Here is a 23670-nt window from a genome sequence, read left to right on the forward strand (position 1 = left end):
CTTCCCACTGTTATTCTATCCAGTGCTTCAAAAGAGGTTGTCCTGTCTTGCGACAAGTAATAATATATCAAGTTTCTTCGCTCAGGTCAATCAAAATATGTCATTTTTTACAACTTTTTTTCAATTCCGATCAATTCCCAATACAATTGACTTTTCATTCGTTTTTATAGTGTTTTCATAGTCAGCCATCTTCAATTTTAGTAATGTATTTAAAATTTCTGTAATATGGAGCACTTTTTATCTCTTTCCTGATTTTTTTGTTAAAATAGTATTTGATGATATTAATGATATGGAGGGCATATATATGAAAATTTTAGTAGCAGATGATGACAAAGAGATTGTTGAGCTTTTAAGTATTTATATCCATAATGAAGGCTATGAGGTTGTTAAAGCCTACGATGGGAAGGAAGCTCTATCTAAAATCAGAACTGTTCCTGATATTGATTTATTGATTTTGGATATTATGATGCCAATTATGGATGGTATGCAGGTTGTTAAGGAACTTCGAAAAGAGTCCCAGGTTCCGATTATTATGCTTACAGCTAAAACAACAGATATGGATAAAATTAAAGGGCTGGTTGCCGGCGCGGATGATTATGTCACAAAACCATTTAATCCATTAGAAGTAATGGCTCGTGTGAAATCCATCTTACGCAGAAGTCAGATGCAGGTAAAAGTTGATGAGCCGGATATCTTAGAGGTTGGTTCATTGATTATTAACAAGGACTCCCATCAAGTGAAAACAATTGATGATAAAGAAATTCAATTAACTGCTTTGGAGTTCGGTATTCTTTATCTCTTGGCAAGTCATCCGAATCGTGTTTTTAATGCAGATGAAATTTTTGAACGTGTATGGCAGCAGGAAAGTGTTGTTTCTGCAAAAACAGTAATGGTTCACGTCAGCCATCTGCGGGATAAGATTGAGGAAGCAACCGGCGGCGAAAAAGTGATTCAAACTGTTTGGGGCGTGGGGTATAAAATTGATGCCCGCTAGACAACAAAAGAAAGTTGAGAAACAAAAAAGAATCCCTCTAACTTCCAAGGAAATCAGTGAACTTTTGGCAGAGGGTATTCTGACAGTCATTCTTTTGCTTCTATTAAATGTAGCAATTCTTGTACTCATTTATCAGTTTGTTCAAAGCTCACCTACTTTAAGCAACATTATCTTCGGGACAAAAGGTGTTTTGGCTGACTACCTAGATACAGATGTCTTTTGGAGCTGGAGCAAGTTTGTAATTCCTTTCTTTCTTATTATAGATGCTTCCGTTTTATATTGGCGCCTGATTCGCCGCTACCGACAAATGCAGCTGCGTCACATTATCAGTGAACTCCATTATATTGCAGACGGCAATTATGATCATCGGATTTCTTTCGAATTGGGTGGAAATTTAGCTAAAGTAATTGCAAGTATCAATGGTTTGGTTGACAGTACAGTTGCAGCGATTGAAGATGAGCGCCGAATAGAAAAATCCAAGGATGAATTGATTACAAACGTCAGTCATGATATTCGAACTCCTTTAACTTCTATTATAGGTTACTTAGGATTAATCGAAGACAGACAGTTTCATTCAGAAGAAGAGATTCTAAAATATACACATATTGCTTATGTAAAAGCGAAACAAATGAAATTATTGGTAGATGATCTTTTTGAATACACAAAAGTGCGTCAGCCTTCCGTTCCTTTAAATGCTATCACATTTGATATGGCCCAGCTGCTCGAACAGCTGGCAGTGGATTTTGAACTGGAAGCACATAAAAAAGGGATGGAAATTCTGGTAGAAACAAATCCTGCATCTATTCGAATGGAAGGAGATACAGAAAAGCTCGTCCGTGTCTTCAATAATCTATTGTCCAACGCCTTAAAATATGGGCAGGGTGGTAATCAGATTCTGATGGAAGCAAATAAAGTCGGGACTGAGGTTGTGGTTGCCGTACGTAACAATGGACCAAAAATCCCACAAAAATCGCTTGATCAATTATTTGATCGTTTCTATCGGGTGGAAGAATCCCGTTCTCAGGAAACTGGAGGAACTGGTTTGGGACTGGCTATTGCTCAAAGTATTGTTGCTTTACATGGCGGATATATCTATGCTACTTCAGATGCTCAATGGCTTTCTTTTATTATTCATCTACCTCTTCAAAGTAATACAACTGCTGCTGAGGCTTGATTCATGACAAAAGCATAAAGAAATATTTTTCAGAAACTGTAGATAGGTTTCTAAAATACATGGTCATTGATCAAAAAATTTGCAATTGATGCGTAATAACCATGTATTTTTTGACTAGCTATTTGCTGTTAATAAAAGTGAATGGGAAATAACTGAGAATTGTTGGATTTAGAAAATTAATGATATGTTTTTCACTATTATTTTCTTCATCCTTTTGTCTTGGGCGCAGCTGATTCTTTTTGAATTTACCCCAAATTTTAGAAACTAATACAGAAAAGCATTGAACTAACAGTATTTCGAAGTGTAGTTCATTTGTTTAGAAAATAGCTTCTGTAACTGCTGATATAATAGGGTTTTTAGTGGAGAATAGGTAAATTCAAACTGATTCTTCCATTGACATCTTAATCGAAATTCTGTATGCTAAATGAAAGCTTAGAGAACAAGTATTTGTAGCTCTGAATTCCAGAGAGTCTGTGTTGCTGAAAGCAGATATTCATCTATAAAGAATCCATCTCTACTTATGCATCTGACGAAATAAGTCAGATCGGTCACAGCCGTTATCTGTTTAATCAAGGGCAGCCGAAGGGTTGAACTTGGGTGGCAACGCGAAATCACAGTCATTTCGTCCCAAGATTTTTTCTGGGATGGAGTGACTTTTTTATTATTTATTTTTAGGAGGAAAAAATATGTTAGATGTAAAAATGATTCGTCAAAATTTTGATGATATTCAAAAAAAATTGACAACACGCGGAGTAAAAGAGGAAGTACTTGTTGAGTTTCTGCGTCTTGACAAAAGCCGCAGAGCATTATTGACCAAAGTGGAAGAATTGAAAAAATATCGGAATGATGTTTCTGCCGAAATTGCTCAGTTAAAGCGCAATAAAGATGATGCTTCTGCAAAAATTACTGAAATGAAAAACGTTGGCGGAGAAATCAAGGCGCTTGATACAGAGATTGCTTCTGTGGACGAACAGCTGCAGACAATCGCAGCTGCTTTACCTAATCTGCCTCATTCTTCTGTTCCGATCGGTGCCGGTGAAGAAGAAAACGTTGAAGTCCGCAAATGGAGTGAGCCTAAAACATTTGATTTTGAACCCAAGCCTCATTGGGAAATTGCAGAAAATCTAGATATTCTTGATTTCGAACGTGGTGCTAAAGTTGCCGGAAGCCGCTTCGTTTACTATAAAGGTCTCGGAGCACGTTTAGAAAGAGCATTGTATAACTTCATGCTTGATCTCCATGTTTATGATCATGGTTATACAGAAATTATTCCGCCATATATTGTTAACAGCAATTCAATGTACGGTACTGGTCAATTTCCAAAATTTAGAGAAGATGGTTTTCAATTGGAAGATACTGATTTCACTTTGATTCCTACTGCTGAAGTTCCGTTAACGAACTATTATAATAATGAAATTTTAAGCGGCAGCGAATTGCCGGTTTACTTCACGGCTTTAAGTCCTTCTTTCCGTTCAGAAGCAGGAAGTGCAGGCCGCGACACACGAGGCTTAATTCGCCTTCATCAGTTTAATAAAGTTGAAATGGTTAAATTCAGCAAGCCTGAAAATTCTTATGATGAATTGGAAAAAATGACTGCTAATGCTGAAGAAATTCTGCAAAAATTGAATTTACCTTATCGCGTTATCACACTTTCCACAGGAGACATGGGTTTCTCCGCTGCAAAAACATATGATTTAGAAGTATGGATTCCTGCTCAGGATGCATACAGAGAAATCAGCTCTTGTTCAAATTGCGAGGATTTCCAGGCACGCAGAGCGATGATCCGCTACCGCAATGAAGATGAAAAAATTAATTACGTTCACACTCTAAACGGATCAGGCTTGGCTGTCGGACGATCTGTTGCTGCGATTTTGGAAAACTATCAAAATGAAGATGGCTCTGTCACCGTTCCTGAAGTGCTTGTTCCTTATATGGGCGGAGTTACAGTAATTAAATAATTTTCAACGGGGGGAGCAGGCACTTGTCACTATTCTGCGTTGCATATTGTCTGACTCCTCTTTTGTATGGTTGTACATTTAAATTTCGGAGAAAGTCCATTTATCCGATCTATTTTTTAACTTTTTTGCGAAAAGACAGCAACAATTTTAGAGCTGAATAGTACCTTTTAATTAATATAACCCTTTATTTACACCGAAGACTTATAAGCTCATAGGATATTTAGCAAAGACTCCTATTTATGGCTCTAATAAAGCCGATCATTTGTATATACAAACCAATTAAACACCAATTTTTAGTTAGGACTGACTCTATGGAACCAGAAAGTCAAAAAGCTGAAACAAGAAAAGAGATTCAAAAGAGCTCGGAACAGCGGCAAACAAAAAGAAACCTACTATTTTTCAGTCTTTTTTTGCTGACAGCCTTTCTCCCGCTGATCACCGGACATTTTTATTTGACAAAAAAGCAGACTGGTGTTCAAACTGATAAATCAATTGAGCAGCAGCAAGAGCCAGATGAGAAAATCGTTGAAATAATAGCTGCCGAACAGCAAAAGCTGGGAAATCAAGAAGTCAAAAGAACGGTTATCAATAAACAGCGGCAACATATCCTATTTCTTCCCGATCTACCCTTGAAAAAAGAGCTGGAAAAGCAGCTGCAGCAACTACTGACAGATGCTGAAACACAACTTAGCGAAGACCAATCAGCAAAAGTAATTGGTTATACTGAATCAGCTATCTTGGGAAAGACAGTTATTTATACACCGGTTGTTGATTTATACTACAAAAATGAGGAGTTATGGGAGATTCAGCCGTTATTACGGGGGGAAAATACATATGTAAGCAAAGATACTTTGGAGCTGCCTACCCTAACCGAGCTGTTTCATAATCAAAATAACTTCAGGGCAATCCAACCGATTATCAGGCAGAAACTTTTGGATACGATGACAGCAGATGAAGTCTCTCAACAGATCGATAAAATAATAGACTTTCCAAATAGTACAATGGAGCAGAAAATACTTGATTATACACCAAATCAGTTCACTTTCTCATTACCTGAAAATGAACTCAATATTAAGCAGCTCTCATTGGACTTTACAGAAATTATACCTTTTGTTGATCAGGAGTTTGTTGATTCTCAACTCATTCGTGATCATGCAGGGACTAGCTTGGATTCGAATAAAAAATATATTGCCTTGACGTTTGACGATGGGCCGAACCCCTTAACTACACCAAAACTTCTAGATATTTTAAAAGAAAAAAATGTTAAAACGACTTTCTTTATGCTTGGCGAAAATGCAGCTAAGCATCCGGAAATCGTTAGACGAGCTGTTGCAGAAGGACATGATGTTGCCAGTCACAGCTATTCTCATCCCAAATTGACAGCAATAGAACCTAAAAGTATTAAAGAAGAGGTCCACGCAACAGATAAAGTTCTTTTCGAGATAACAGGAAAACTTCCAACAACCTTTCGCCCTCCTTATGGAGCAGTGGACAGCCAGGCGGCTGAAATCATTGACCGGCCGATTATTCAGTGGTCAGTGGATTCGGAAGACTGGAAAAGTAAAAATTCAAAAAAAATTATCAAGCGTGTACAAGAGACCAGCAATAACTACTCAATTATTCTAATGCATGATATCTATTCTGAAACAGTTGAAGCAGTCCCGAAAATTATTGATGATTTACGGGCTGAAGGCTATGAAATTATCTCCCCTGATGAATTATTAGGCAACAAACTTGAGCCATTACATCTTTATTATGGAAATAAAACTATCCCTGTCTCTCCATAACGGATTCAGTTCACAGCTGCTTTCAGTATCCGATAAAACGATTGAGCCTTAATCAAGTAGTAGAAAACACTCAAAAACTGCAAAAAAAAGACCGATGTTGGAATAAAATTTCTGAACCGACCTCCAAAAGTTAGATTTTTGGTCTAACTTTTGGGGTCACTTCATTCACATTGGTCTTTTTTCAGTTATTTTTTTATTGTTCGACAGAATAGTTTGGCGCTTCTTTCGTAATTTGAACATCATGAGGATGAGATTCTTTCAGACCATTTCCGCTCATTTGAACAAACTGAGCTTCTTCACGCAGCTGCTGCAAATTAGCTGCCCCTACATACCCCATTCCAGATTTTAAACCGCCGATCATTTGGAAGATAATATCAGCGATGCTTCCTTTGTAAGCAACCCGGCCTTCAATTCCTTCCGGAACCAGCTTGTTTGCCTCATTTACACTACCTTGGAAATAACGATCGCTTGAGCCCTTTTCCATAGCACCAAGAGAACCCATACCGCGATAGGTTTTAAAGCGGCGTCCCTGGTAGATTTCAAATTCACCTGGAGACTCATCCGTTCCGGCAAGCATACTTCCAAGCATTGCTGCATGTCCGCCGGCAGCCAACGCTTTGACAATATCTCCTGAATATTTAATTCCGCCATCTGCAATAATTGATTTGCCGTATTCGCGGGCAACAGATGCTGCATCATAAATTGCTGTTAACTGAGGAACTCCAACACCGGCAACCACTCGAGTTGTGCAGATTGAACCGGGACCGATTCCCACTTTTACCACATCAACACCAACGTCATACAATGCACGGGCACCTTCACCAGTTGCGATGTTTCCAGCAATCAAGGTCGCATCAGGGAAAGTATCTCGAATTTCTTTAATTTTACGGATAACACCGGCACTATGACCATGAGCAGTATCAATAACGATTGCATCAGCTCCAGCTTCAAGTAATGCTTCCGCCCGTTCAAATGTATCGCTTGTCACACCTACTGCTGCTGCCACCAGCAAACGGCCGTGCTCATCTTTGGCAGCATTTGGAAATTCAATAACTTTTTCAATATCTTTGATTGTGATTAATCCGCTTAAACGACCTGCTTCATCAACAATCGGCAATTTTTCAATTTTATGCTGCTGCAAAATTTTCTCAGCATCTTTTAGAGAAGTACCAACTGGGGCTGTCACCAAATTATCTTTGGTCATCACTTCATCGATCTTCATTTGATAGTCTGTAACGAAACGCATATCACGGTTTGTAATGATCCCTACTAATTTACGATTTTCCATCGTTTCAACAATTGGCACACCGCTGATTCGATACTTGCTCATCAGATTCTCTGCCTCTGCAACAAGGTTTGATGGTGTTAAAAAAAATGGGTCTAGAATAACACCGCTCTCTGAACGTTTTACTTTACGGACTTCATCCGCCTGCTGTGCAACACTCATATTCTTGTGGATTACGCCCAATCCGCCTTGACGTGCCATTGCAATCGCCATTTTGCTGTCTGTTACAGTGTCCATACTTGCACTAATCAGCGGGATATTTAATTTAAGATTTTTTGCCAATTGAATACTCATATCCACATCATTTGGCAACACATGGCTTTCTGCCGGAATCAATAAAACATCATCAAATGTAAGACCTTTTTTCGCAAATTTCGTTTCCCAGTTAGACATTGCCTGAATCACTCCTCAATTTAATTTTATTTATGAAAATAACAGATTCCAGAAGATAAGTCAACCGGATTTTCTGATTTCTGAAATATTCCATCAATTTTTTTATAACATTAGTTATTTCTCATTTTATTATCAGCATTTTAAAAGAAAAGAACGTTCACCTTATCTGATTTGTCTGCTCTCTCTTATCATAGAATAAAAAAATAAGATTCAGACACCTGTTGTTCACGTTTGTCTTAAATCTTATTTTATCCGTACTATCTTGCCAAACTGCTCTGCATGTTGTATTTCTTTTTCAGGAAATAACGCGCTGCCAGCACTGCCGCACCAATCACTATCATAACGACTGGATCCAGTACCGGATTAATAACGGCAGGCAGCAAAGCTGAACCCGAAAATGTGACAATCCAAAGAAACATAGCCCCAACCATAATGGCACCGGACTTTAAAAATCCGGGGCGCTGTGATTTATCGGCACCCGGGCGGTCATACTGATACACATATTTATACATTAAATAAAGTGCATAGCCTCCAACTGCTGAACCGATAAGCAAAGTTACCAGCCCAATCTGCTGTCTTTCGGTTTTAAACAACAAACTTGTGACAGACATCATCAAAGCCAGCGCACCCATCAACAGCATTGCATTGTCTATCCACATCAAAAGAGGTGTGGACTCCTTTTTCTCTACCGGTTTATTTAAAATGGCTTCTGTCCGTTCTGAAACAGTGCCAAAAAGCTGACGTGCTGTTCTACCGCTCTTCTGTTCTTCCACCATTAACGGCAGAATTTCATGTAAGGCTAAAGTTTGTTCCTGTTCCGAAAGATTGGCCGCTTTAATTGACTTTTTCAAATCAAAAATATATTGCTCGTTTCTTTTTGTTAATTTTTTTTCCAACTCACGATTTTCAGCAACAATTTCCTGCAGTTTTTCTGGTTCCATTTTACTGTATCCCCCTAATCAATCCGCTATCGCAAAACAAACCTTATCTATGTGGTATTTTATCATAAATTTATCAAAGAAAAACCGTTTTCTTCAAAAAACATTAGACATTGAAACGGAAGAGCATAACATCTCCATCCTTAACGATGTAATCTTTCCCTTCCAGACGAACTTTCCCTGCTTCTTTAGCCGCCTGCATATTTCCATAAGTACTGAGATCCTCAAAAGAAACTGTTTCCGCACGAATAAAGCCGCGTTCAAAATCGGTATGAATAATACCTGCTGCCTGTGGTGCTTTAATTCCTTTTCGGAATGTCCAGGCACGAACTTCCTGCTCACCCGCTGTGAAATAGGTTGCCAATCCCAACAGATCATATGCCGCACGAATCAGCTGATCCAAGCCTGATTCCTCTATTCCCAATGCTTCTAAAAACTCTGCTTTATCCTCTTCATCCAACTCGGCTATTTCTTCTTCTGCCCGAGCGCAGACAACAATTACCTCAGCATTTTCTTCTGCCGCAAAATTACGGACCTGCTGAACATATTTGTTGTTTTCAGAATCAGCTACTTCATCTTCCGAAACATTCGCTACATATAAAATTGGCTTAGCTGTCAACAGGAACAAACTTTTCACCAGTTTCTTTTCTTCATCATCAAAATCAATTGTTCTTGCTGAAAGTCCTTCCTCTAAAGCAGGCTTGATTTTATCTAAGACTGCCAGTTCAGCAACTGCCTCTTTATCTTTCGTCTTGGCAATCTTTGCCACGCGCGCATAGCGTTTGTTAATTGAATCCAGATCAGCCAGAACCAGCTCCAGATTAATCGTATCAATGTCTGCCAGCGGATCAACTCTGCCTTCCACATGGGTAATATTTTCGTCATCGAAACAGCGGACTACATGACAAATCGCATCCACCTGACGAATATGGCTTAAAAACTGATTGCCCAGTCCTTCTCCTTTGCTCGCACCTTTCACAATTCCGGCAATATCCGTAAACTCAAAGGTGGTTGGAACAGTCTTCTTAGGTTTAACCAGCTCTGTTAAGCGCTGTAGTCTGTCATCAGGTACCTCAACCATTCCCACATTAGGATCAATTGTTGCAAACGGATAATTTGCCGCTTCAGCCCCTGCTTTTGTGATTGCGTTAAAAAGAGTAGATTTCCCTACATTGGGCAAACCTACGATTCCAGCTGTCAATGCCATTTTTTTCACTCTTCCTTTATCAATTTATACTGTACAACAAAGTTTTCACTTTTTCCTCTTGTTAACTGTATGGGTTCTTCCTTTGCTGCTAGTGTATCGACCAATTTAAAACTAAGTTATGCTTCTAATCCAAAAAACACGCAGCCAGCACAAGAGCAACCCCTATATTTGTAGCTGTTTATTCTTGTCATTGAAGCATACAAGTTAACATTTTCTATCATTGAACATCATTTATAGACGATCTTTTAGTGTAATTTATAATTTGGTCAGAGCACTAGGATACTTTCTTTTCCAGTACTTTTTTCATTTTTTTCTCAAAATCCCGGCGAGTCATCATAACGATATGCTGACAATTCAAACATCTGATTTTTATATCAGCACCCATTCGAATAATTTCCCATCGATTGGTTTGACAGGCATGAGGCTTCTTCATTTCTACAACATCACCTAAATCATACATTTCGTCGTTTCCTCCTCAGTTTTCTCTGCGCCAAATATAGATCTTTTCGCTCAGATAAAATAAAAAAAGCAGATATTTCTACAATACCATTTTTTTCTCCAAGTAGCAAAAGCAATTTACTGTTTTGATGAAAGTTAACATTGTTCGTTTTGTTAATAATCCAACTGTTTTAATCGCAATAAAACTGAAGCCGGACCTACTCTCTTTATATAATACAGACGGATGATTTTCTTTCGAATCGCCTTTTCATTTTTATCAATTTTTTCACCTGCATCAATTAACAGACTAATCAGATACTCCAAAATGGTCAACATACCTCCACCACCAAGCTCCACTCCCATGATTTCAGTATCGGTTAACTGATTTTTTTTCAGCTCGTTTATTTCGGCAGCCAGCTCTCCTATAACCAAAATTTCATCCGTTTTTCTTTTTAATGCATCCAATAGGTCGTCTTTCGTTGCTACTTCTTTCAGCGTCTCATTTTTATTCATCAATAAATTCCCTATTTTTTTCTGTTCAAGTGCAAAGCTGTATAAAGAAAGTGCATTTTCCAAAGATCCTTTATGAAAATCAGCCTGACCATTTCTCAGCTTACCGATCATTTGGCGGGAAATCCCGGTACCCATGGAAATTTGGTAACTGCTGACGGGTGAAGCTAACAATGCTTCAATAAGTGTGGTGTCCAGTTCCATATCTTCCCTCCATTCTTTTTTATTATATCGTAAAATGCAGATTACGTAAAATTTGTTTTACTATCCTAATAAATAGAAGATAGACTACAAGTCAGAAACATTTTCTAACTGTACTCTATCTTTCCAACAGCTCTATAAATTAAAACAAGACAAAGCGCTTAAAAATTCACCACATCATCCCTTTGATGTTTTAAGAAAATCCCTTCTTTTGAGTAAGCAACCAGTACCAGTCCAGAGTTCATTTCAACAAAAGCTGACTATCCGGCTACAAACAAAATAAATCCTATAATATCTAAAACAAGCAGGTATTGAATCTTCTTTCTGATAAAAGCTGTCTGTTCTGGTTGGCTTTCCATCATTTTGGGATGATTTCTACGGTGAAAAAAATAGAGTAACAGACCTTCCCCATGCTGTCCGCCTGCTCCGATCAAAGCCCAAATTTTTGGTTTTTCCAGTCCTCTGTCTTTGGCATCAATTAATAGCAAACGATAAATATTTATTGCTATGGCAAGCGAACAAAGTATGATGATACCAACTCCAACGAAAACCTTCCATGATGTCTGCATCATAGTCTCCTCCTAAATCTTCCTGACAAAGTTATAAAACAGAATAGCGCCGTTTACAGCAATCAGTATAAACAGCAGAAATGCCAAACCTTTAACAGCTTCAAAGAAAAACATTAATATAATAAGCAGCAAATTCAACCCCATACCATAAAGTATTCTTCTATTACTCTTTACAGTATCTGTACTTTCCTTTAAAAATGAGGTCATTTTAGGATCTCCTTTCAACAGTGTATCAACAGATACATTATATAATTCACTTAAAAGCAGCACACTTATAATATCTGGATAACTATGACCATTTTCCCAACTCGAGATGGTCTGTCTAGATACATGAACAGATGCTGCTACCTGTTCCTGCGTTAATCTCAGTTCATTTCTTATCTCTCTTAACTTAACTCCAATCTCCATGACTGCCTCCGACTTTGTTTTTTGTCTCTCCTCCTCCATTATACTGCTTAAACTGCTTTCATATTAAAGATTTCTTTCGTACTTCTGTGTTTAACAAAAATGCTTCTTCGTATAAGATAATCATCCTGCAATAATCTCTTTTTTTCTATCAAATACCTTTGACATCTCCTGTTTCCCTCGTCAAATCTGCTTGACAGCCCTTATACAGAAGCAATTTCCAGAATATCAGGAAAATTCACTCCAGTAATTAGAAGCCCCTTACTTGAGGAGGTTGTGACAATCTCCATGCGATGAATACCCGCAGGAGCACTTGCACGTCCTTAACTGCGACGAGTAACCGCAGGAGCACTTGCACGTCCTTAACTGCGACGAGTAACCGCAGGAGCAAAGCACTTCATGCGACGAGTAACCGCAGGAGCAGAAGTGTTCTGGCTCAAGAACCAAGTAGGTATCATCTACTCTGACAAGTCAGTCGTAGTGATTTATGTCAATAAGGCGGAATATACGAAAATTGTCAAGAAACACTAGTCATAAAATGACTAGCTGTGAATGGATACCTTCCTGGAGCTACTCATATTTTCAGTATCGTTCGACTTATTTCCAGAACTGCTGTCTCTACGAGTCTAACGATTCTCGAGACAAACCATTACGCTGTAGCCGTTTTTCTGCGTCTACGGTTCTCACTACACTACACTTCGTTTCGATCTCATCAATTCCTAAATGGCAAAGCCACTAAGAATTGAAGGACTTCGTTCCGATCCTCGAAGCATGTCTGGGGGCATGTAGGAACTTACTTCTACGCTTCTTCGAAGCTCGAATCATACAAAGACTGGAACACCGTTTATTCGGCTTTAAGGGTATCAGACATCCTTATGTCACAGTCCCGTTTATCCCTGTTTTTAAATCCAATAAAAAAAGACAGAAAATTTCAGATTCCTGCCTTTTTCAACTTTATTTAATTTATTCTGAATCAAATTGAATATTCAGGATATCCAATATTCTAGCCAGATCAGATTGAGAAAGGTATTCAATTTCTATTTTCCCTTTTCCTTCTTTTTCCTGAATCATGACTGTCGTACCGAACTTGTCCATTAAGCGATCTTCGCTTTCACGTATATAGTACGGCTTCTCTTTTACCGGCTTCTTAACCGTTTTAGCGGTTTTTTTACCTTCATCTTCATTATAGTCATTAACTATCTGCTCCAGCTGACGAACAGTCAACCCTTCTTTGGCTGCTCTATCAGCCAATGTAGAGATCAATTTCTTATCCTTCAGACCCAGCAATGTTCTTGCCTGCCCCATAGACAATATTTCCTGCTGCACTAAATCTTTCACCAGCTCCGGTAAAGTCAGCAATCTCAGATAGTTTGCAATATAGGGACGACTCTTACCCAAGCGTTCTGCCACTTCCACCTGTGTCAGCTTCAGATTTTTCATCAGCATATCATAAGCTTCTGCTTCTTCCAGCGGGTTCAAATCTTCCCTCTGCAAGTTTTCCAGTACAGCAATCTGCATCATTGCTTCTTCATCGAATTCACGGACAATTGCTGGAATAGTCTCTTTTTCAGCCAATTTGGATGCCCGGAAACGTCGCTCACCAGCAATAATTTCATAGCCTTTTACAGATGATTTTCGGACAATAATCGGCTGGAAAACACCTGACTGCTTAATGGATTCTGCTAATTCATTCAATGAACTTTCATCAAATGTTTTTCTGGGCTGATAGGGATTTGGACGAAGCTCCTTAAGAGGAATTTCAATGACCTCTTCTTTTTTTACATCTACTTCTTCCAAACTAGCAAAATCTTGAAACAATGCATCAATACCGCGGCCTAAACCTTTTCCTTTACTCATTATTATTCAACACTTCCTTTGCTAGAGATAAGTAGACTTCGGCTCCGCGAGATCTCGGGTCATAATCAATAATTGACAGCCCATGACTTGGCGCTTCCGATAAACGAACATTTCGAGGAATGATCGTGTCATACACTTTTTCACGGAAATACTTACGAACCTCTTCCACGACTTCGGCTCCGAGATTCGTCCGGGCATCATACATGGTCAAAAGAACTCCCTCAATCTTCAACTCCGGATTAAAGTGTTTTTGAACCAGACGTATCGTGTTCAGTAACTGACTAAGTCCTTCCAATGCATAATATTCACATTGAACCGGGATTAAAATAGAGTCGCTGGAAGTAAACGCATTAATGGTCAAGTGTCCCAGTGACGGTGGACAGTCAATCAGAATATAATCGTAATCGTTTTTCACTTCTTTCAGCGCTGATTTAAGTCTGGACTCCCGGGCAATCATGGAAGTCAATTCTATTTCAGCTCCGGCCAGCTGGATAGTGGCAGGAATAATATCCAGATCTTTTCTTGTTGTCTGTAAAGTCACTTTATTCAGGGGCTCTTCATTCACCAGTACATCATAAATGTCATGAGCAACATCCGGTTTTCTAATTCCTACACCGCTCGTCGCATTTCCCTGAGCATCGATATCAACCAGCAATACCTTTTTTCCATAATAAGCAAGACAAGCACCTAAATTTACAGTAGTCGTTGTTTTGCCTACTCCGCCTTTTTGGTTCGCTACAGAAATGATTCGTACCATGTGTTTTGTTCCTCCATCTTATTTGATCGGCTGTTTATTTGGCAACCCTGGTTTTCTTGGATATTTTTTCGGTGTTTCCTTTTTCTTCTGAATTACAACAATATGCCGTTCATCATGAGTAATAGGCAATTCAAACGAACGTTCCTGTTCGAATTTTCCACCCAATACAGCAATTGCTTTTTTTGCTTCTGTTATTTCTTCTTCGCTCTTCGATGCTTTCAATGCCAGAAAGAAGCCGTCTCTTTTTACCAGAGGCAGACAAAGCTCCGCCAATACATTCAGACGGGCAACAGCTCTTGCTGTTACATAGTCAAATGCCCCTCTAAATTCTTCAGTCTGTCCAAAAGTCTCTGCCCGGTCATGATAGAGAGAAACATCAGATAAGCCTAATTCTTCAGTGAGATGAGTTAAAAATTTGATACGTTTGTTCAGAGAATCAACAATCGTAACCTCTAAATCTGGAAAAACTATCTTTAAAGGGATGCTTGGAAACCCGGCTCCGGAACCCACATCGCAGATTTTCTTATCAGATGAAAAATCCTCAAAAAAAGCCAGCGATACAGAGTCATAGAAATGTTTTAAGTATACTTCTTTTTCTTCTGTAATAGCCGTAAGGTTCATCTTTTCATTCCATTCAATCAACAGCTGATGGTACTTGGCAAACTGCATCATTTGCTGATCAGATAAAATCCTTCCTTTTTCCTCTAACAAGCGTCTAAATTCTTCTGGCGTCATATTATTCCTTCCTAGCGTGAAACACTAAAATGTTTCACAGTTTCTTACTTTACTTTATCGCAAATAGCTGTTTCATGCAATGGTTTTGATAACTTTTATCAGCTTTCTTAAAATGATCTGTTTTTTCTTCGAAACTCCGGTAATACAGAATGATTCCAGTATAACAGAAATAGGTAGAATAGATGGGGCAACGGAAATGAAAAAGCAAATAGATGACGTCAAAAAATGAAGACCTCTCCTAACAGTACTATCCTTTTTAACTTCTAATCAGCTTTTTAACAACCTTCTGTAGATGAAACAAGAACTTCCCCTGCCTGCTAGTGTGTCATTTCAGTAAATTCGCTTGTAAGTTACATGAAAAGAGTGATAAAATGGAGACCAATATATTTTAAAAAGAGGGGTAGTTATGGGAAAAATTAATCAAAAGCCAGGTGAAGTGTCTTTTGTTCAGGCAATTAAAGATTTCTTTCTGGGATATGTAGACTTTAAGGGTCGGACAACAAGAGCCGGCTACTGGTGGGTAACATTGATTTTATCATTAGGCGGGTTTGTTATGGCTTTTGCTATGTTGGGAAAAATTTTTTCATTGGTATTTAGTTTAATTGATGATTACGGCTATTATTCTGAAAGTGAAATTGCTGCAGCTTTAACTGACTCTATCGGAGTGTTCATTCTTTTCGGCGTTATTAGTTTAGCATTAATACTGCCAACACTGGCACTTTCAGTCAGAAGATACAGAGACGCCGGGGTTACCGGTCGGGGAGTTTTGACCTTTTACATTATTAATTTTGTCGGAAACATTATTAATTTAAATGGAAGTTCTGCGTTCTTAACGTTGATTGTCTCCGCAATCAGCATCTTTTTCTTCATACTGTCTATTTTACCAACTGATTCACTGGTAACAACAAGCAACAGTGATGCCATGCAGTTCTTTTTCAGAAAGAAACAGGAAAAAGACAGCGAATGGGTAGAATATTAAGCCATTTTAACTTATCTGGAATATGCTGCAACAGTTTTTAGTACCAACTGTTACAGCATATTTTTTATCAGGTATTTTATTTTTCCATTTTCATATTCACATGGGGAATATCATCTTCCAGATAAACCTCTGAGACAACTTCAAAACCAAAGCTTTGATAAAATGCCACTGCATATTCCTGAGCACTTAATACTACCGATAGATTTGTATAGCGTTTTTTTATCTCAGTCAGTGTCTTTTCCATTAGAAGATTACCATATCCTTGACCACGATAGTTTTTAGTCGTCAATATACGCCCGATACTGATGCAGTCTCCTTTGTCAATAATTCGGGAATAACCGGCAATATCAGTTCCTTCCTGCAGCCAAACATGCCATGCTGTTTCATCATCGGAATCAATCTCCTGATACGGACACTGCTGTTCAACGACAAACACTGCAATACGTGCTGCCATAATTTTCAGTAATTCTGCCGAAGATAACTCTTCCAATTTTTTAATCTGAACATCCATTTTATTCAACTCCTGCTTCTTAATTTATCTTGTATTTATACTTTTCCATTTTTTTCCGATCACAGTCAATCACATACAAAAATGGACTGCTGTACACATAAACAATATTATAATAAAGCGGAGAAGCAATTGTCGTTAAGTGTTTCAACAACCCTCTGATATAAGATTCATCTTCCCAAAAAACAAAGATAAAAAGATTATTTTCCTGATAAAGTGTGTAGCTTCCATTTTGCAGTTTTTTCAGTTTATTATCATAGGCTTCAATCAAATTAAATAAGCTGTCCCAGTTTGCCAAAGAAATTCCTACTTTTTTTACTGTACCGTCTGGTAATCTCAACGTCATCTTTATCACATCTGTACCGTATTCCTGCTTAAGTCTTTTTAACAATTTTTGCTCGTCCTGAAATGGCACACTGCTTTCTCCCAACGTATGCAGAACTCCTTCTTTCAGCGATTGAGTGACTTCTACGCCAACATTGTTTTCAAGGCTTTGAATATCAGGTTTGTCCAGAAGTTTGGCTTGTTTATATTTTTCAGGAAAAATTGTCTGCAGTATTTCAAGTGCTTTCCGTTCGTCCGGACGTTCCATTTTATTTCCCCTTCATATATTGATTTATCTAATTATACTACATTGGCAACGTTTCTAAAGAGAATTCCTTTTCAAAATAGTATATCTGCATTAAATTCTTTGTTAAGACTTGTATTATCTTATACTGTGTTATACACTGTACTGTGTGAGGTGCTAATATGAATATAGATGATTGGAAATCACAGGTTAAACGCGGTACCTTGGAGCTTTGTATCCTTTCTCTTTTATCAAAAAGAGATTATTACGGCTATGAGCTGATAGAGGTATTGAGCAACTGGAGTATCATCGCCACAAACGAAAATACAATGTATCCGTTACTTAGACGTCTGACAAAAGAAAGCTATTTGGAAAGCTACTGGCAGGAAAATAATGATCTGCCTCGAAGAAAATATTATCGGATTACCGATCTAGGTATTCGATATCTTATGGAAATGACCGTTCTGTGGAAAACATTGACCAGAGCAGTCGATGATATTCAGGAAAACAGGGAGGAATTATGATGAATGAACAGGCTTCAGTCTATTTACAGCAGTTAAACAATTATTTAAAGAAGATGGATCAGCAGGAACGGATGGATATCCTTGAAGAAGTAGAAAGCCACATCTTTGAAGCTGTAAGCAACGGCGCAGAGATCGATATAGTCTTGAAAACATTAGGAAGTCCCAAAGCTTTGGCAGATTCTTATATTGACGAGGCATTTCTTAAAGAAGGCTCTTTCAACTTGAGTAATTTGATGAAACTGATAAAATTCTATTTTGTAACTGGTTTTTCAGGTATGTTCATTGTTTCCTGTGTAGGAATCATTTCAATTACATTCTATTTTTGTTCCTTTATAGTAGTTGCAGCAGGTGTTATCAAAATGATTGGTCTGTTTTTCGGCTATTCACTGCCGATTGTTGTTATGAATTTTGGTTTTTGGCAGGCTCCTGATTTCATGGCTTTGCCAGTTTGTCTTCTGGTTGGTTTGCTGCTTTATATCAGCAGCAAAAAAATGTGGAATTGGCTGAAAGGCTATCTGCTATCTATTTCTGTTGCGCATCGTAAACTGAAAAATTCCAATTAACAAAAAAATAAGCGTCGGATTTCTGTGCTTTCACAACACTTCCAACGCTTATTTGTATTCTTTTAACGATTTTTTGTTTCAAATAAAGGGCTGACTGGTTTATTTTCGTGAATCCGTTTGATAGCATCACCGATTAGTTCGCCAACACTGATTTCATCAATCTTATCGATCTTGCGGTCATCCGAAAGATAAATGGAGTCTGTTACAACCAGACGTTTAATCGCTGAATCCTGAATCCGTTCCAGTGCAGGACCTGATAATACTGGATGTGTACATGAAGCATACACTTCTTTGGCACCGGCTTCTTTTAATGCATTAGCGGCCAATGAAATGGTTCCGGCAGTGTCGATCATGTCATCAATCAACACACAGATTTTCCCTTCCACTTGTCCAATGATATTCATTACCTCTGCCACGTTTGCTTTAGGACGGCGTTTGTCAATAATTGCAATTGGAGATTTCAAGTACTCCGCCAGTTTTCGGGCACGAGTCACTCCGCCATGATCCGGTGAAACTACCACCACATCGTCGCCCTTAATCCCATGTTCCATAAAGTAATCAGCAATCAGCGGCGCACCCATCAAATGATCCACAGGAATATCGAAGAATCCCTGAATCTGTACCGCATGCAAGTCTAATGTCAACATTCTTGTAGCTCCGGCTTTTTCCAGCATATTCGCTACTAATTTGGCTGTGATCGGTTCACGTGCACGAGCCTTTCGATCTTGACGCGCATAACCATAGTACGGCATAACAACATTAATTGTTTTGGCACTTGCGCGCTTCAACGCATCAATCATGATCAATAGTTCCATCAAATTGTCATTCACTGGGCTGCTCGTTGATTGAATCAAATAAACATGCGACCCTCGAATACTTTCTTCAATGTTGATTTGAATCTCACCATCACTGAATTGGCTGACAGATGACTTACCTAATTCCACACCAACTGCTTTTGCAATTTTTTCCGCTAGAGGGCGGTTAGAATTAAGAGAAAAAATTTTCAATCTTGGATCAAAATAATGTTTTGACATTGGGACCTCCACTTTCTATTTTGAACAATAGCTTCCTTATAAATAGTAGTCACTTTTTACAAATAAATCAAGTGATTTTCCTATAGTAATACCAAATTATCATCAATTATACGCATTTAAACCGTTTTACTATTTTTGTTTGCAGCTTCACAGATTTTCATTTCTATTCTCCTTCTTTTTTTCTGCTTAATTCTTTTTCAGGCATTCTTATTCTTAGTTTTTGTTCATTCATAACAGATATTTCCTTTAAAAAAATTTTTTAGACAGTTCTCCGGATATGTCCAAATGAAACACTTGCATATCTTCACTAAATATACTTCAGCTCGACATGTAGTTGTTTTACGAAAAATTAGGAATTAAAATCGTTTTTACACCTTTTTACTTCTGATTTTTCTACCAAGATTATACGAATATCTCTTTTTTCTATTTATTTTTCATTAAAAGCCAGAAAAACATTTAGAAAGCGCTCTATATTTGTTAAAATAGTCTTGTGCACTAAAAAATAGGAAGAAGGAGTGTTTGTTTTTTGAAGAAGCTAGGGCGTAACAAAATCAAAAACATCTTTCAATGGCTGATTGTCACAGGTTTGCTGGTAAGCGGAAGCACAACAGTTCCCGCAACAGCAGAAACTGAAGCGGAGGAAACCCACCGGCTGACTGTTCTGGGAACCTCTGATGTTCATGGTCAGCTGTGGAACTGGTCGTATGAGGATGACAAAGAAGCTGCTGTCGGACTTTCACAAGTAAGTACGGTTGTCAAAAATGTTCGTACAGAAAATCCCAATGGAACGATTTTAATTGATAATGGGGATATCGTACAGGGAACCATTCTTACCGATGATTTGTACAACAAAGAACCACTGATTAACGAAGAGCATCCAATGATTAAAGCCATGAATGAAATCAAATATGATGCTATGGTCCTTGGAAACCATGAATTCAATTTTGGCCTTGATCTGATTGACAAAATCAGCAGCGAAGCATCTTTCCCAATTCTTTCTGCAAACACATATGTCAAAGCAACAAATAACCGTTACGTAGGAAGCACCACGTTAAAAGATATTGATCTGGATAACGACGGGACAAAGGATCTGACTGTGGGAATTATTGGTCTGACCACTCCGCATATTCCAAATTGGGATGGGGCAAAAGTTGAAACACTGTATTTCAATGCTTTAAAAGATGAAGCCGAAAAAGCTGTAGCAGAACTCAAAGGCTCTGCGGATATCATCGTGGCTTCCATCCACGCCGGACGGACAGACAGCGATCCTGCTGCAAGTGCCGATCAGGTAATAAATAATGTAGCAGGTATTGATGCATTTATTTTAGGACATGATCATCGCTCTTTCGCAGAGCAGATTGACAGTCCCAGCGGAACAGCTCCTGTCGGCGCACCAAAAGATACGGGTATCGAAATGGTTCGGATTGATTTGGATATTGAAAAAATCAACGGAAAATGGGAGGTAAAAAATGACCATGTTTCCATTATTGACACCACACAGGCAGCTGCCGATACAGAATTAAAAGCCGCTACACAAACTTATCATGATACAGCACGTCAGTTCATTTCAGATCCAATTGGAACAGCTGCTGCTGATTTCCTTCCGGCAGAAGAAGTGACAGGCATTCCTGAGGCTCAGCTTCAGCCAACTGCCATGATCTCATTAATTAACAATGTCCAAAGAAAATACACAGGCGCTCAGCTTGCTGCTTCTGCCTTATTTAAAGCAGACAGCAAATTAAATAAAGGCACTCTTTCCTACTCTAATATTTTTGATATTTACAAGTACCCGAATACCTTGGTCAGCGTGAATATTACCGGAGAAAATCTGTTAAAATACATGGAAAATCAGGCGGCTTATTACAATACCCCTCAACCGGATGACCTGACCATCAGCTTCAATGAAGCAATACGTGTTTACAATTACGATATTTTTTCAGGAATTGACTATAAAATGGATATTTCAAAAGAAGTCGGACAGCGGATTATCAACCCAACCATTGATGGAGCGGCTGTAGACCCAACTGCCAATTATACAATTGCCATGAACAACTACCGTTATGAAGGTTTGCTGGCTCAGGGAATTATTACAGAAGAACCGTTAGTCTCTACAGATCCGGAAACGCTTCGAGGATATATTGCTCAATATATCAAAGAAAAAGGAATGATTGATCCGGAAAAGGAGATTGAGCACAACTGGGAAATCATCGGCTACAACTTTGATGAAGACTGGCGGGCACTGGCTGTTGAGCTGGTAAATAATGGAACGCTTCAAGTTGTTTCCGCTGCAGACGGCCGGACACCAAATGTCAAGGCAATTACCAAACAGGATGTCATTGAGGCAGGCTTTCAGCCAAGCACTTTAACAATCATGCATACAAATGACATTCATGGACGACTGGAAGGAAACGGACAGGATGTTCTGGGAATGGCCCGTCTTAAAACCTATAAGGATCAAAAGAATCCCGGACTGTTAATCGATGCAGGGGATGCATTCCAGGGGCTGCCTATCTCTAATTTCTCTGAAGGAATGGATATGGTCAGCATTATGAACGAAGTTGGCTATGATGCAATGGCTGTGGGAAATCATGAATTTGATTTCGGTTTTGAACGAGCCCTTCACTATAAAGAAAATTTGAATTTCCCGCTTCTTTCGAATAATACGTATAAAGACGGACAGCTTGTCTTTGAACCCTATACCCTTATTGAAAAAGATGGCAGAAATTATGCCGTAATCGGTGTAACAACACCGGAAACAGCAACCAAAACCCATCCAAACAACATTATCGGAGTAACATTCGCTGATCCGATTGAAGAAACAAAGAAAATCATCAACACCTTGAAAAATTCCGAAACAGCAATTGATGCTTTTGTTATTGCCGGACATTTGGGAATTGATGAAACAACTCCAGCTGAGTGGCGGGGAGACACACTGGCCAAAGAATTAAACGTCAGCTTCCCTGATTTGAATTTGGTTGTTCTGGATGGTCATTCTCATACTGCTGTAAATGGCGGTATGATGTACGGAAATGTCCTGTATACTCAAACAGGCAACTATCTGAACAATGTGGGTCTGGTAAAACTGGATGTAAATAATGTATCTGCTAAATCTGCAGAACTGGTTTCAGCTGAGACTCTGGCAGAGCTGGAAGAAAATACAGCAGTTAAGGCATTGGTTGATCAGGCAAAAGCAACCTTTGAAGCTTGGGGCTCTGAAGTTGTGCTTGAAAATAACCCTTATTTGTTCAACGGAGAACGAGATAATGTGCGTACCAGAGAAACAAATCTGGGAAATTTAATTGGTGACTCTATGCTTTCTTATGGACAAACCGGGTTCAGTTCACCGACTGATTTCGCTGTAACAAATGGTGGAGGTATTCGTGCAACTATCGAACCAGGCTCCGTAACTCTTGGAGACATTATTGCTGTTCTGCCATTTGGCAACAGCATCTCACAAATTAAGGTGACAGGCGCACAGGTGAAAGAAATGTTTGAGATGTCTCTTCGCTCAACTGCACAAAAGGATGAAAACGGCTCAGTCATTTTAGACGATTATGGACAACCGAAATTGGGTGCAAATGGTGGATTCCTTCACGTATCAAGCACAATTCGTATTTATTATGATTCAACTAAACAAGGAACACTGCTAGCAAACGATGAAGGCAACGAATCAGGACAGACAGTCATTGGTCAGCGTGTCTTGCAAATTGAAGTCCAAAACCGTGAAACCGGTGAATTTGCACCAATCGAAGATACTGCTGCCTACAATATGGCAACCAACGATTTTCTGGCTGCCGGAGGCGATGGTTACGACATGCTCGGCGGTGAAAGAGAAGAAGGCCCTTCTCTTGACACCGTTCTGATTGACTATCTGAAACAAGGCGCAGCACTGCGTCTGTTAGATACAGCAACCAATGTCGATTTGGCTCAATATGAAGAACAATTCCCTGGAAAACGCATCATCTCTATTGCTGAAGCTGAGTTCAATAAAGAAGGCGGCAGCGATGAAGCAGACAGCGAAAAAACAGCAGGTGAAGGGGACAGAGATAAAAATGGCGGAAATTATCCGAAAACAGGTGAAGAAATTGCTTCTTATCTGGGTATTGGCTTACTGACTGCAGGCGCTGCTGTAACAGGAACCTACTACTATAACAAGCGAAAAATATCCTAGCGGCTTGACCAGATTGTAAATTACAATAAATGATAGTCAAATGATTGAAAGTCTTAACTTGTATGCTTCAATAACAAATGGGACAGCTTCAAAAGCAGCAGTCTCATATGTAATA

22 protein-coding genes and 1 other annotated feature are annotated in these 23670 nt (G+C 38.8%); of the genes, 9 read left to right on the forward strand and 13 right to left on the reverse strand.

Going from position 1 to position 23670, the window contains the following annotated elements:
* Positions 1–304 precede the first annotated feature (304 nt).
* From LI954_RS13860 to LI954_RS13875, 4 genes are all read left to right on the forward strand, one after another.
* Positions 305–994, forward strand: a complete 690-nt coding sequence (locus LI954_RS13860; protein ID WP_202067315.1) for a response regulator transcription factor — start codon at positions 305–307, stop codon at positions 992–994.
* On the forward strand, positions 984–2168 hold the full coding sequence (locus LI954_RS13865) for a sensor histidine kinase (protein ID WP_229441402.1): 1185 nt from the start codon (positions 984–986) through the stop codon (positions 2166–2168). Before LI954_RS13860 ends, LI954_RS13865 begins: the two co-directional genes overlap by 11 nt.
* A 421-nt stretch (positions 2169–2589) precedes the next feature.
* Positions 2590–2801, forward strand: a binding site (T-box leader).
* Between the two features lie 53 nt (positions 2802–2854).
* The gene (gene serS, locus LI954_RS13870; protein ID WP_202067313.1) at positions 2855–4126 is read left to right on the forward strand and encodes a serine--tRNA ligase; all 1272 of its coding nucleotides are present in this window, start codon (positions 2855–2857) and stop codon (positions 4124–4126) included.
* A gap of 311 nt (positions 4127–4437) precedes the next feature.
* Positions 4438–5913 carry a polysaccharide deacetylase family protein gene (locus LI954_RS13875; RefSeq protein WP_202067312.1) on the forward strand — a complete coding sequence of 492 codons (1476 nt, stop codon included), beginning with the start codon at positions 4438–4440 and terminating at the stop codon, positions 5911–5913.
* Positions 5914–6106: 193 nt separating this feature from the next.
* On the opposite strand, the gene guaB is transcribed toward LI954_RS13875, so the two are convergent.
* From guaB to LI954_RS13910, 7 genes are all read right to left on the reverse strand, one after another.
* Complete coding sequence (gene guaB / locus LI954_RS13880; RefSeq protein WP_202067311.1) at positions 6107–7591, reverse strand: IMP dehydrogenase; 1485 nt, start codon at positions 7589–7591, stop codon at positions 6107–6109.
* A gap of 257 nt (positions 7592–7848) precedes the next feature.
* Positions 7849–8532 carry a DUF1129 domain-containing protein gene (locus LI954_RS13885; protein ID WP_202067310.1) on the reverse strand — a complete coding sequence of 228 codons (684 nt, stop codon included), beginning with the start codon at positions 8530–8532 and terminating at the stop codon, positions 7849–7851.
* 103 nt (positions 8533–8635) lie between these two features.
* A complete protein-coding gene (ychF, locus tag LI954_RS13890) occupies positions 8636–9736 on the reverse strand; it encodes a redox-regulated ATPase YchF (protein WP_202067309.1) in 1101 nt (366 codons plus the stop codon).
* A gap of 274 nt (positions 9737–10010) precedes the next feature.
* Positions 10011–10196: a DUF951 domain-containing protein gene (locus LI954_RS13895; RefSeq protein ID WP_202067308.1), complete on the reverse strand. Its 186-nt coding sequence runs from the start codon at positions 10194–10196 to the stop codon at positions 10011–10013.
* Between the two features lie 152 nt (positions 10197–10348).
* Positions 10349–10888 (reverse strand): hypothetical protein, encoded by a 540-nt coding sequence (locus LI954_RS13900; RefSeq protein ID WP_229444762.1) that lies wholly within the window; start codon positions 10886–10888, stop codon positions 10349–10351.
* A gap of 257 nt (positions 10889–11145) precedes the next feature.
* Entirely contained in the window at positions 11146–11457 is a 312-nt protein-coding gene (locus LI954_RS13905) for a hypothetical protein (protein WP_229441399.1), read from the reverse strand.
* A 9-nt stretch (positions 11458–11466) separates the two neighbouring features.
* Complete coding sequence (locus LI954_RS13910; RefSeq protein ID WP_202067306.1) at positions 11467–11862, reverse strand: helix-turn-helix transcriptional regulator; 396 nt, start codon at positions 11860–11862, stop codon at positions 11467–11469.
* A 396-nt stretch (positions 11863–12258) separates the two neighbouring features.
* On the opposite strand from LI954_RS13910, the gene LI954_RS16155 reads away from it, so the two are divergent.
* Positions 12259–12390, forward strand: coding sequence for a hypothetical protein (locus LI954_RS16155; RefSeq protein ID WP_267491506.1), 132 nt, complete (start codon positions 12259–12261; stop codon positions 12388–12390).
* 432 nt (positions 12391–12822) lie between these two features.
* Here LI954_RS16155 and LI954_RS13915 read toward each other — a convergent pair whose 3' ends face one another.
* The 3 genes from LI954_RS13915 to rsmG are packed head-to-tail and all read right to left on the reverse strand — an operon-like array spanning position 12823 to position 15208.
* Entirely contained in the window at positions 12823–13716 is an 894-nt protein-coding gene (locus LI954_RS13915) for a ParB/RepB/Spo0J family partition protein (protein WP_202067304.1), read from the reverse strand.
* A complete protein-coding gene (locus tag LI954_RS13920; protein ID WP_202067303.1) occupies positions 13709–14473 on the reverse strand; it encodes a ParA family protein in 765 nt (254 codons plus the stop codon). The genes LI954_RS13915 and LI954_RS13920 overlap by 8 nt, the downstream gene beginning before the upstream one ends.
* A gap of 18 nt (positions 14474–14491) precedes the next feature.
* The gene (gene rsmG / locus LI954_RS13925) at positions 14492–15208 is read right to left on the reverse strand and encodes a 16S rRNA (guanine(527)-N(7))-methyltransferase RsmG (protein ID WP_202067302.1); all 717 of its coding nucleotides are present in this window, start codon (positions 15206–15208) and stop codon (positions 14492–14494) included.
* Positions 15209–15614: 406 nt separating this feature from the next.
* Here rsmG and LI954_RS13930 point away from each other — a divergent pair, with 406 nt between their 5' ends.
* Positions 15615–16187: a DUF805 domain-containing protein gene (locus LI954_RS13930; protein WP_229444763.1), complete on the forward strand. Its 573-nt coding sequence runs from the start codon at positions 15615–15617 to the stop codon at positions 16185–16187.
* Between the two features lie 76 nt (positions 16188–16263).
* Here LI954_RS13930 and LI954_RS13935 read toward each other — a convergent pair whose 3' ends face one another.
* A complete protein-coding gene (locus LI954_RS13935; protein ID WP_229444764.1) occupies positions 16264–16698 on the reverse strand; it encodes a GNAT family N-acetyltransferase in 435 nt (144 codons plus the stop codon).
* A 19-nt stretch (positions 16699–16717) separates the two neighbouring features.
* Positions 16718–17287 (reverse strand): hypothetical protein, encoded by a 570-nt coding sequence (locus LI954_RS13940; protein WP_202067299.1) that lies wholly within the window; start codon positions 17285–17287, stop codon positions 16718–16720.
* Between the two features lie 158 nt (positions 17288–17445).
* On the opposite strand from LI954_RS13940, the gene LI954_RS13945 reads away from it, so the two are divergent.
* Positions 17446–17787: a PadR family transcriptional regulator gene (locus LI954_RS13945; RefSeq protein ID WP_229444765.1), complete on the forward strand. Its 342-nt coding sequence runs from the start codon at positions 17446–17448 to the stop codon at positions 17785–17787.
* On the forward strand, positions 17784–18350 hold the full coding sequence (locus LI954_RS13950; protein WP_229444766.1) for a DUF1700 domain-containing protein: 567 nt from the start codon (positions 17784–17786) through the stop codon (positions 18348–18350). The genes LI954_RS13945 and LI954_RS13950 overlap by 4 nt, the downstream gene beginning before the upstream one ends.
* A gap of 62 nt (positions 18351–18412) precedes the next feature.
* Here the strand turns inward: LI954_RS13950 and LI954_RS13955 are convergent, their stop codons facing one another.
* Positions 18413–19384, reverse strand: a complete 972-nt coding sequence (locus tag LI954_RS13955; RefSeq protein WP_202067296.1) for a ribose-phosphate diphosphokinase — start codon at positions 19382–19384, stop codon at positions 18413–18415.
* A 559-nt stretch (positions 19385–19943) separates the two neighbouring features.
* On the opposite strand from LI954_RS13955, the gene LI954_RS13960 reads away from it, so the two are divergent.
* A complete protein-coding gene (locus LI954_RS13960) occupies positions 19944–23555 on the forward strand; it encodes a 5'-nucleotidase C-terminal domain-containing protein (protein ID WP_420705986.1) in 3612 nt (1203 codons plus the stop codon).
* Positions 23556–23670 lie beyond the last annotated feature (115 nt).

The organism is Enterococcus sp. CWB-B31, assembly GCF_020567645.1.
In the GTDB taxonomy this organism is placed as follows: Bacteria; Bacillota; Bacilli; order Lactobacillales; family Enterococcaceae; genus Enterococcus_L.